General features: G+C 69.7%; 19 protein-coding genes. All 19 read right to left on the reverse strand.

Annotation, left to right across the window (positions count from 1 at the left end; all coding sequences use genetic code 11):
• Positions 1 to 39: 39 nt before the first annotated feature.
• The 19 genes from NLX86_RS19045 to NLX86_RS19130 all read right to left on the reverse strand — a co-directional run bounded on the left by NLX86_RS19045 (position 40) and on the right by NLX86_RS19130 (position 8,832).
• Entirely contained in the window at positions 40 to 858 is an 819-nt protein-coding gene (locus tag NLX86_RS19045) for a recombinase RecT (protein ID WP_254372918.1), read from the reverse strand.
• Complete coding sequence (locus NLX86_RS19050; protein WP_254372919.1) at positions 855 to 1,781, reverse strand: YqaJ viral recombinase family protein; 927 nt, start codon at positions 1,779 to 1,781, stop codon at positions 855 to 857. The genes NLX86_RS19045 and NLX86_RS19050 overlap by 4 nt, the downstream gene beginning before the upstream one ends.
• Positions 1,781 to 2,023: a hypothetical protein gene (locus NLX86_RS19055; protein WP_254372920.1), complete on the reverse strand. Its 243-nt coding sequence runs from the start codon at positions 2,021 to 2,023 to the stop codon at positions 1,781 to 1,783. The genes NLX86_RS19050 and NLX86_RS19055 overlap by 1 nt, the downstream gene beginning before the upstream one ends.
• Positions 2,024 to 2,136: 113 nt before the next feature.
• Positions 2,137 to 2,655 carry a hypothetical protein gene (locus NLX86_RS19060; protein WP_254372921.1) on the reverse strand — a complete coding sequence of 173 codons (519 nt, stop codon included), beginning with the start codon at positions 2,653 to 2,655 and terminating at the stop codon, positions 2,137 to 2,139.
• On the reverse strand, positions 2,652 to 3,035 hold the full coding sequence (locus NLX86_RS19065) for a hypothetical protein (protein WP_254372922.1): 384 nt from the start codon (positions 3,033 to 3,035) through the stop codon (positions 2,652 to 2,654). Before NLX86_RS19065 ends, NLX86_RS19060 begins: the two co-directional genes overlap by 4 nt.
• Positions 3,036 to 3,148: 113 nt before the next feature.
• Positions 3,149 to 3,943 (reverse strand): site-specific DNA-methyltransferase, encoded by a 795-nt coding sequence (locus NLX86_RS19070; protein WP_254372923.1) that lies wholly within the window; start codon positions 3,941 to 3,943, stop codon positions 3,149 to 3,151.
• Positions 3,940 to 4,248 carry a hypothetical protein gene (locus tag NLX86_RS19075; RefSeq protein ID WP_254372924.1) on the reverse strand — a complete coding sequence of 103 codons (309 nt, stop codon included), beginning with the start codon at positions 4,246 to 4,248 and terminating at the stop codon, positions 3,940 to 3,942. Before NLX86_RS19075 ends, NLX86_RS19070 begins: the two co-directional genes overlap by 4 nt.
• Positions 4,248 to 4,688: a hypothetical protein gene (locus NLX86_RS19080; protein ID WP_254372925.1), complete on the reverse strand. Its 441-nt coding sequence runs from the start codon at positions 4,686 to 4,688 to the stop codon at positions 4,248 to 4,250. The genes NLX86_RS19075 and NLX86_RS19080 overlap by 1 nt, the downstream gene beginning before the upstream one ends.
• Positions 4,685 to 4,924, reverse strand: coding sequence for a hypothetical protein (locus NLX86_RS19085; protein WP_254372926.1), 240 nt, complete (start codon positions 4,922 to 4,924; stop codon positions 4,685 to 4,687). Before NLX86_RS19085 ends, NLX86_RS19080 begins: the two co-directional genes overlap by 4 nt.
• A 192-nt stretch (positions 4,925 to 5,116) precedes the next feature.
• The gene (locus tag NLX86_RS19090; RefSeq protein WP_254372927.1) at positions 5,117 to 5,446 is read right to left on the reverse strand and encodes a hypothetical protein; all 330 of its coding nucleotides are present in this window, start codon (positions 5,444 to 5,446) and stop codon (positions 5,117 to 5,119) included.
• Positions 5,439 to 5,804, reverse strand: a complete 366-nt coding sequence (locus NLX86_RS19095; RefSeq protein ID WP_254372928.1) for a hypothetical protein — start codon at positions 5,802 to 5,804, stop codon at positions 5,439 to 5,441. The genes NLX86_RS19090 and NLX86_RS19095 overlap by 8 nt, the downstream gene beginning before the upstream one ends.
• Positions 5,801 to 5,935 carry a hypothetical protein gene (locus NLX86_RS34485; protein WP_302061492.1) on the reverse strand — a complete coding sequence of 45 codons (135 nt, stop codon included), beginning with the start codon at positions 5,933 to 5,935 and terminating at the stop codon, positions 5,801 to 5,803. The genes NLX86_RS19095 and NLX86_RS34485 overlap by 4 nt, the downstream gene beginning before the upstream one ends.
• Positions 5,932 to 6,324 (reverse strand): phiSA1p31-related protein, encoded by a 393-nt coding sequence (locus NLX86_RS19100; RefSeq protein WP_254372929.1) that lies wholly within the window; start codon positions 6,322 to 6,324, stop codon positions 5,932 to 5,934. The genes NLX86_RS34485 and NLX86_RS19100 overlap by 4 nt, the downstream gene beginning before the upstream one ends.
• A complete protein-coding gene (locus NLX86_RS19105) occupies positions 6,321 to 6,623 on the reverse strand; it encodes a hypothetical protein (protein ID WP_254372930.1) in 303 nt (100 codons plus the stop codon). The genes NLX86_RS19100 and NLX86_RS19105 overlap by 4 nt, the downstream gene beginning before the upstream one ends.
• Positions 6,620 to 6,958, reverse strand: coding sequence for a hypothetical protein (locus NLX86_RS19110; protein ID WP_254372931.1), 339 nt, complete (start codon positions 6,956 to 6,958; stop codon positions 6,620 to 6,622). Before NLX86_RS19110 ends, NLX86_RS19105 begins: the two co-directional genes overlap by 4 nt.
• Positions 6,958 to 7,383 (reverse strand): hypothetical protein, encoded by a 426-nt coding sequence (locus tag NLX86_RS19115; protein WP_254372932.1) that lies wholly within the window; start codon positions 7,381 to 7,383, stop codon positions 6,958 to 6,960. The genes NLX86_RS19110 and NLX86_RS19115 overlap by 1 nt, the downstream gene beginning before the upstream one ends.
• A complete protein-coding gene (locus tag NLX86_RS19120; RefSeq protein ID WP_254372933.1) occupies positions 7,380 to 8,219 on the reverse strand; it encodes a phage antirepressor N-terminal domain-containing protein in 840 nt (279 codons plus the stop codon). Before NLX86_RS19120 ends, NLX86_RS19115 begins: the two co-directional genes overlap by 4 nt.
• Before the next feature lie 87 nt (positions 8,220 to 8,306).
• Positions 8,307 to 8,630: a hypothetical protein gene (locus NLX86_RS19125; protein WP_254372934.1), complete on the reverse strand. Its 324-nt coding sequence runs from the start codon at positions 8,628 to 8,630 to the stop codon at positions 8,307 to 8,309.
• Positions 8,617 to 8,832 carry a helix-turn-helix transcriptional regulator gene (locus tag NLX86_RS19130; RefSeq protein WP_254372935.1) on the reverse strand — a complete coding sequence of 72 codons (216 nt, stop codon included), beginning with the start codon at positions 8,830 to 8,832 and terminating at the stop codon, positions 8,617 to 8,619. Before NLX86_RS19130 ends, NLX86_RS19125 begins: the two co-directional genes overlap by 14 nt.
• Between the last annotated feature and the right edge of the window lie 4 nt (positions 8,833 to 8,836).

Consider the following 8,836-nt stretch of genomic DNA (forward strand, 5'->3'; position numbering starts at 1 on the left):
CGCTCCCGATTCGGGCGAGAGCGGCCCCGAGTGCTGCGGTTAGTCGACGAGCTCGCCCTCGATGGGGCCCTCGTCGGCGGGGTCGTAGTCGTCCAGCGCGCTCGGCTGCGGCGGGAGCGGGGCGCCGGCGACGCTCGGCGCTCCGGCGGCGACTTCGGCCTGGGCTCGGAGCTGTTCGCGCATGTACTCGGCGGAGGTCGGCACCCACTTGGCGAGCTGCCGGACGGCGCTCTTCAGCCACATGGATTCCTCGTTGGTGTTCCACGGGGAGTAGTCGGAGTTCTTGCTGTCCGACTTGGCCTTGATCTCCATGACGCGCTTGCGGTTCAGGACAACGACCTTGGAGACGGCGCCGTCCTTCATGACCGCGTAGGCGTACACGCCGACCAGGTCGCCGCGGTCGGCGCCGAACCAGTCGATGCCGTGGACGGGGCGGTCGTCGCGGCCAGGGACGTACTCGAAGGAGTCAGCCGCACGGACGGCTTCGACGATGACCGTGGAGACTGCGCCGGCTCGGTAGATCAGCTCGACGATTCCCTGGTAGCCGACGATGCCCTTGATGATCTGTCGGCCGCCGTGCGCCTTGCTCTTGCGCGGGGTGAGGTAGAACTGCTCGGTGCCGGGCTCAAGGCCGAGGCGGGCGGCGACCTTCATCTCGCGGAGGAAGACGCCGACGTCGGTCTGTGCGGCGAGCATCAGATTCTTGTCGCCGCGGATAGCGCCGACGGCGAGTCGGATCCACTGGTCGGGGTTGATGTGGGAAGGGACGAGGGCGGCGTACTCGTCGCGGTATTGCTCGATCTGTGCGGCGGGCCCGTTGTCGCGGGTGGCGATGGCGTTGGAGATGGTCTCGGTCATGCGGTGTTGCTCCTGTTCTTGGCGGGCTGGAGGGAGTGGGTCTTGCCGCCCCGGACGGTGCGGGTGGCGACGGTCTGGCCGAGGCAGACGGCGCGCTTGCCGTTGCCGATGTGGTCGAGGACTTCGGAGCGGGCGCCGGTGAGTTCGGCGCTGGCGGCTTCGGCGCCGTCGAGGGCGGCGAAGTAGCGGTCACGCAGCGGGCCGGGGATTTCGACGTCGACGTCTTCGCGGCCCTCGGGCTGCATGCGGACCGTCTGGTAGGTGGCGGTCGAGTCGTCGATCGGTGGGCGCACTCCGGCGGCGACGTCGTCGAGGAACTCGCGCGCCGCTTTGCGCATCAGCTCGGCGTCCGCGGCGTCGTACTCGACGGTGTATTCGCGGTAGTCGTGGCCGGAGATGAGGACCGCGATGTGCGCCGGGTCCAGCAGGCCGAGGGTGTCCTGCTGCCAGATGACCTGCGCCCGGTAGTAGACGGGGATTTCGTCGCTGCCGGCCGGGCCCCAGTGGTCGCCCCACGGCGATGTCTTGGCCTCGCCGATACGGATCGGCACCATGTCGCTGGCCCCGCCCTCGCGGATGGCGAGCAGCCGGTCGGGGGTGGCGCGCTGCCATTCCCGGTCGCGGTGCCGCCACGTCCCGGTCTCCATCACTAGGTACTCGGGGTGCTGCTCGTCGAACTCCTCGAACACGTCGTCTTCGAGCCGGCTGCCCCACTTCATCTCCGGCGACGTGACGAACGGCGGCGACGGGAGTCCGGCCTTCTTGTGCCAGAGGCTGAAGCGGGACTGCCACGGCGACAGTCCGAGGACGGCGGCGATCTCGGTGGCGGTGATGCACAGGCCGGCTCGGGCCGCGTCCCATTCGGGGGTTCCGGGGGTGTAGCGGCCGAGGAGGACGCCGGTCGGGGTCTGGATCTCGGTCATCAGGCGCCTGCCGCGATCTTCTGCAGGGCGGCGATGCCGTTCGGGTCGTATTCCATGGCGATGACGGCGGCGGCGTAGTCGGGGTAGACGGCGGCGAGCTTGGCCTTGTTGACCATGTCTGCGCGGGCGATGAGGGCGATGAGGTGCTGGGTGAACGAGCCGGCCTGGTAGCCGCCGCGTCCGAAGTGGAACAGGACGTGCGCCGCGGTCTCTGCGGGGATGGTGGGTGTCTCGGTGCTCATGTGGTCTTCCTTTCGGGATGGTGAGGCCCGCCTCCGGGGGGAGGTGGAGGCGGGCCTCCTGCCGCGGAGCGCTGGGCGTGCGCTCGACGCGGCGGCTGGGGTTGCGGGGGCGGCTAGTCGTGCTGGTAGAACTCGACTTGGATGCCGCTGCGGCGGACGGTGATGTTGGCGTGGTCACCGAAGGCGTCGAGCAGCACGTCGAGGTACTGGCCGCCCTCGATAGCCCGGTCCAGCTCGCGGGCTCGCTCATACCGAGCCTGGTCCGATCCCTCGTAGCGCTCGCCGACCTTGATGCGGCGACCGCCCGGGTCCTCGGGGTTGTCGACCCACTCGCCGCCCGTCATCTGGCCGAGGCTGGGGTGGCTGTAGGCGACTTCGAGTTCGTAGCCGTCGACGTCCTCGCCGTCCGTGGTGGTACGGACCCACGTTTCGTAGGCGCTGAAGGTGCACGGGTCGCCGTCGTTGAAGTACGGCGTGTACTGGCGCCAGCCGAACTCGGTGATGGTCGGGTCGTCGAGGACCGCCTGAAGGATCGGCTGGAACTCTTCGAGGGGCCGCTGCTTCTTCCGCTTGTCGCCTTCGTTGATGTCGCCTTCGACGGGAATGCCGAGAAAGTTGCGGGCGCTGGTCACTGGTTGCCTCCGGGCGTGGTCATGAGCAGGTGGGAGAGGGGCACGGTCTTGCGCTGGCTGCCGGACATCCATGCCTTGATGGGCATGCCGTTGATGTAGTCCGCGGGCGAGGGGAGCCAGCCGAGGTCTTCGAGGACGTGCTGCTCGGCGATCAGCCGCACGGGCACCCGGACGGTGGTGCGGGCCTTCGGGACGTCGAGGGTGACGCCGAAGATCCGCTGGCAGAGCCAGACGCCCTCGGTGTGGTGGTACAGGGAGCGGTGGCGGACGTCGCCGATGATGCGCTTGGAGCTGTCGATGAACTCGTGGATGGGCAAGTAGAGCTCGGGGTCGCCGCCCCACTTGCGGGCGGATGATTGGGCGTGGTGCCAGCTGTTCACAGCTGCGTCTCCTGGGATGCTTGGGTTGCGCCCCGCCGTCGTTGGGTCGGCGGGGCGTCCTGCGGTTGTGCGCCGGGGCGGCGGGCTCTGCGTCTCCGCCGGCCCGGCGCGGTCTAGGTGAGGACCAGCGCCGACAGGCGCTTGGCCGCGGCTTGCGCGTATTTCTCACTGAGCTCGATGCCGATCGCGCGGCGGCCGGCCTGCCTCGCGGCGTCGAGCGTGCTGCCGCTGCCGGCGAATGGATCGACGACTAGGCCGCCTTCGGGGCAGGCGTACTCGATCAACGGCATCAAAATCGGCAGCGGCTTCTCGTCGGGGTGGCGGCCCTTGCCGCGCACGGACCGCACCTTGATGACGGACCGCATAAGGCGAGTGCCGTCATCCACCCATGTGCCGACGCCGATGGCCCCCATGTGCGGTGCCTGGAGTCGCGTAACGCTCTTCGCCCCACCTGTGTGCGCCCCCGTGGACGGGACTCGCGGCACGTCGTGGCAAGTGCCTGACCACGGCCCTCGGTACCAGTGCAGGGCGTGCTCGTGGACGCGGCGGAACCGGTCCCGCTGGAAGCCGGTCCCGTTGTGCTTTTCCCAGACGACGTTGACGTCGCCCCATATCGGCTGGCCACCCTCGTCGTGGCCGACGATGTCCTGCGACAGCTTCCAGTCGGCGAACTCGTCGCGGCGGTCGAGGAACATGCGCATCGACCCGAAGCACCACATGCTGCTCGCGACCGTGGCGGCCAGCTGCGGCCAGCCGTCGGGCCACCGGTCCCAGGCGAGGCTGGTCTCGCTGTACGGTGGATCCGCGACGATCAGGTCGGCCTGCAGGCCGAGCGTGGGCAGGATCTCCCGCATGTCGCCGAGGTAGAGGGTGATCCTGGCGTCGTTGTCCTCCCAGTACGGCTTCACAGGGCACCTGCTTCGATGCCTGCTGCTGCCCCGTACAGTGCGCCGCGGATGTCGGCGACGGTCCGGCCGGCGGCCCATTCGTCGAGGGGCGTGTCGTGGTCGGCGTCGGGGCTGTCGGGGTTGATCCACAGGGTGACGCAGTCGACGGTCTCTTCGACGAGGATGGAGTCGGCGGTGTCCCATTCCGGCAGCTGTACGTCGGGTCGTCCGTAGACGGCGGCGCGGATGCAGCCTTCGGGGTCGGGGCCGTAGAGGAGGGCGAGTTCGGCGGCGCGGTGCAGGACGGTGATGAGGTCGGCGAGCATCAGGCCACCCCCTGCTGCTGGTTGCGGGCGCCCCACGTGGTCTGGCCGGGGTCGGTGACGGCGTGGACGGGGCCGATGCCGTGCGCCTCCCACAGGGGCACGGGTATGGGCTGGGTGGGCTGGTCGTCGGGGTCGATGTCGCGCTGTCCGATGGGGGCGCTGACGGCGAGCGTGTTGTGGCGGAACGCCCGCAGTTCGAGGAGTTCGGCGGTCTGCGCGGCGAGCTGCTGGGCGTACCCGGCGGCGAGTTCCTCGGCCGTGTCGCGGGCGGCGGCGGCTTTCTGCCAGCAGCGGTACACGTCGTCGCGGTCCTCGGTGAGGCGGGCGAAGTAGTCGTCTGCTGCGGCCTGCCGGTTGAGGAGCGTGGCGTTCTCGGCGCGCAGCTGTGCCGGGCTGAGGCGGTGTCGGCCGGGGGCAAGCCACGGGATGGTGATGCTCACGACTCGCCCTCGCACTTCGTGTGCGTCTCGGCCACGGCCTGCCACGCGTCGGCCTGAGTCTTGAGCTCGTGGAGGATGTCGATGCGGGACTTCGGGATGCCGTCGGCGTTCTTGTTGTACGGGTTGATCGTCTGCTCGAAGGTGCGCTGGCGGCGGACCTTCTTGCCGCAGCCGGTGCAGGGTACGGACTTGGTGGCGGTGAGCGGCACGCGCTCGAAGCGGGTGGTGGTGTACACGGTCAGTCCCCCAGGTGGGTGTCGTTGTCGCGGATGTCGCGCCAGGCGGCGCGTCGGCAGGGGTTGGTCTCGGCGGCGATGCGCTTGGTGATGCGGGCATACCGGCGGCGGGCTGCGATGCGGTCGCTGATGCGCTGGCCGTAGATGGCGAGGATCGGGCGGCGGCGACGATGACGCCGATGGCGAGCCCGGTCATGCGATGACCCACCTGTCGAGGTCGTCGAGCTGCCGTTCGCGGATGGCGAGCTTGGTGCGGAGTTCGGCGATCTCGGCGTTGCGCTTGCGCAGTTGCTCGATGAGCCAGGGCACGTCCTCACGGGCGCGGGCGATGAACTCGGCCAGCTCCGCGCCGTAGTCCGCGACCTCGGCGACCAGCCCGGCCAGCGGGTTGTCCGTCGGGTAGCTGATGACCCAGCGCTCCGGGGTGTGCTCCCCGTCCCCGTCAGCCCAGGAGACGGACCACGGGCCCTCGTACAACTGCGGGATGCGGGCCGCGATCTCGGCGAGACGGTCGTCAGTCATCGCTGCCGCCCCGGATCGTGTCCTTGACGATGTCCAGCGCGTAGCACCAGATCCACGAGTCGCCGTCGACGTACAGGCGCGGGAAGTCCCAGATGTTCTGGCCGTCGTCGCCCGTGTACCGCACCTTGTCGACCGACAGGCCAGGCATCTCCACCTCGATGGCCTGGCCGTTCGGCCGGCTCTGGCTGTGAAGGGCGTACCCGAACCGGCCGCCGTCGTCGAGGCCGGGCTGCCGCATCTCGACAACGGTGACGCCCATGTCGCGAAGGTCGGCGACGAACTGCCGCATGCACGCGTCCGCGTTGGCGGCGGTAGCAGCGGCAACCGGGCCGCTGCCGGGGTTGATGAAGATGGTCACGAGGGGTTCCCCCAGTTCCAGAGTCGGTGGCCGAGCCAGATGGACCCGGCGATGTAGGCGAAGAGGGCGGCGATGTGGCGGCCGGTGAGGCGGTAGTGCACGAAGCAGGCGAGGCGGGTCCCGAAGCTCACCGGGCCACCGCCTGGGCGAGGCGGGCGAAGAACCCGCGGCGGACAGCGGCCGGGACCATCGGCACGGGCGCGGGCTTCGCCGCCGCTGTGCGGGCCGTGTACTGCTCCAGCGACTCCGCATACCCGGCCGCCAGATCCACGGCGAGCGGCGACTCAGCCGCCAACACCGCCGCCCGCAGCCCAGCCGGCACGCCGACCGTGACCGGGATCAGCGGCCCGTGGTCGCGGTACACGTCCGGCAGCGGCACGAGGGTGGCGCACTCGCCGCCGCGCATCAGCGGCTCACCCGCCTCAGTCCACTCGCCCGTCCAGGACCACTCGACACCGACCACATCCACGTAGGTGCGGTCCAGGTCGAACTCGGTGCCGTCGTGTAGGTAGGCGGTCATGACGCGGCCTCGGCTTCCGCCTTCAGCCGGGCGATCTCCTCGCGGGCCGCGGCCAGTTCGTCAGCGGCGGTGCGCTCCCCCTCCACTCGGGCGGCGATGCCGTCCCGCCAGGCCTGTACTCCAGCCAGCACCTTGTCGGCGATGGCGAGTTGCTCGTCGGGCGTCGTGTTTAGCCGGAAGAGGACGGTGATGTCGGACCCCCGGTGCTCGCCCTCGGGGTAGATCCTGAGCGACGGGTCCGGCTGGAAGCCTGCGTCGACGTAGGCGGTCTCGGTCCAGAACGTCGTGGCGCGCATCATCGGGTGCCTCCGGGCTGTCCGTAGTCGCGGTTGCGCAGGTCGGGGTCGATGTCGAAGAACTCGTGCCACTGCACCCAGTGCTCCGGCGACGGCTTGGCGCCGCGTTCGGCGAGGTGCTGCTCGGCGTGGGCGCGAAGCTCCGCCAGCTGCTGCTCCAGGTCCGGGGCGGTCTGCGCCTCAACGACGGCCAGGGGCACGTCCAGGCGGTCGATCGCCATCGGCTCGCAGCGGACGCACGTCACGTCGTCGCAGTCGTCGGCGTGCAGCTCCGGGATGAACGGGTTCGCGGTCAGGGCCGAGAGGTGCGCCCACATCGGGTTCGTCGGCGTGGCCATCACTCGGCCTCCGTCCATGCGCTGTAGCGGACGGTGCGCTGCATCAGGGCGGCGGTCGGCCACATGTCGCGGTAGCGGGCCAGCCGCTGCTCGGCTGCGGCGCGGTCGGGCGTCGGGACCAGCACGTCGCCGTCCGGGGCCTGCACCCCGAACTCGACGGCCGTCTCCGGCTGCCCGGCGTCGGCGGTGCCGCCCGAGACGGCGGTCAGCTCGGCGCGCAGCCGCTCGACCTCAGCCTCAAGTCGCTCGATCTTGCTGGGCTTGCGGGGCTGTACGGTCTCGCCCATGTCCACGCGGTGGGCGCGGTGGGCGTCCTCCTGCTCGCGGACGGTTCCAGCGATGGACCTGTACTCGCCGCACTGGCAGAAGATGGCCAAGCCGTTGCGCCCGTATCCGCGACGGGCAAGGTGCTTCCGGGCGCTCATGCCGCACCGCCCAGCTGCTGCTGTGCCGGATAGCGGTCGGCGTAGAACTCGCTCCACACCTTGTCGAACAGCGGCCGGTCGGCCTCCGTGTACGACTTCACCGACCGCTCACGGCCATCGACCAGACCGAACGAGTCCTTCGGCTTCTCCCCGTGCTGCATCTCGTACCCAAGCGACACACGCCGGCCGAACGAAGAGCGCACCGAGCGGCGCTCGTCCGTCGTCAGGCCGCGGTCCTTCAGGTACGTCTCGACCAGCAGCGCCCGGTCCTCCGGGGCGATCTCAGCAACCTCGCCGGTCGCCTCCGCGTAGTGGTGCAGCTGCCGGGACCGCTTCCACTTCGGGTCCACGCTGTCGTCCATCGCGGCAATCAGCTGGACCAGACCCAGCGCCCGACGGATCCGACGCTCCTCGATCTGCTGCTGCAAGGCGTCGAGCTGGTCGTCCGAGGCGCGCTCACTGATCACGCCGCCGCGGGTCCAGTAGGCCTCGATCGCATCCGCAGTCTCGTTCTGGAACGCGACGAGCGTCGGGCGGGTCTCGGCCTTGACGCGGTTCTCGTTGACCGTGGCGAGCAGCATCAGGAAGGTGCGGACCGGGGCGAGCGAGTGGATGCGCGCCTGGGTGTCGCCGGGGATCTGCATGGTGCTCTGCACCACGGAGGCCCACGAGCGGGTCTTGAGCTTCTCGTACTGGTTCTTCCAGTCGAGTCCCAGTGCTTCGACGGCCGGACGGAGGATGACGTGCGGCTGGCCGTCGACCAGAGTCGTGTGGAGTGAGCCAGCGGAGAGGTCGAGCTGTACGACCTCGCGGGGCTCAGTGGATGATGAAGGCACGATCTGCCTCGTCTCTGTGGATGGTGAGTGGTGGATCGAGGGCCGTCCGTCGGTGTGTGAGAGCCCGGCGGCGGCCCGTTTGCCGCTCTAGGCGGCGACTGCGGCGGCGTACTTGTGGGGTGTGAGCTCCCCGCTGGCCTGCACCCAACGGATGTGGGCGGCCGTCATGCGGGGGGACTTGCCGACGTAGGTGAACGGGATACGTCGGGCCTGGATGGCTTCGACCACCCAGTTCTCGGTCTTGCCGAGCAGCCGCGCGGCCTCGTCGGGCGGGTAGCACTTCAGCTCGGGGTCAATGACCCGCGTCTGTCGGGCGAGCGCCTCGACCGCGACGGTGAGTCGCTCGATGAGCGCGGCGTCGATGGCGGGCGGGGTCTCGGTGGGGGTGTTGGCCAGGTCATTCCTGGTCACGGGGCTTCTCCCTTGTTATGGCTGCGATGGGGACGTGCAGCTCCTCGGCGATTCGGGTGAGGGTTTTGGGCCCTGCTCCCTGCTTTTCGGTCTCCACGTGGGAGAGGTAGCCCGGGTCTCTGCCGATGAGGTGCGCGAGCCTTCTCAGGCTTAGTCCGCGTGCCTCACGGATGGACCTGATCGCGGCTCCGTTCGGTGTCACGACA

The sequence above is a fragment of the Streptomyces sp. A3M-1-3 genome (assembly GCF_024213665.1).
Lineage (GTDB): Bacteria > Actinomycetota > Actinomycetes > Streptomycetales > Streptomycetaceae > Streptomyces.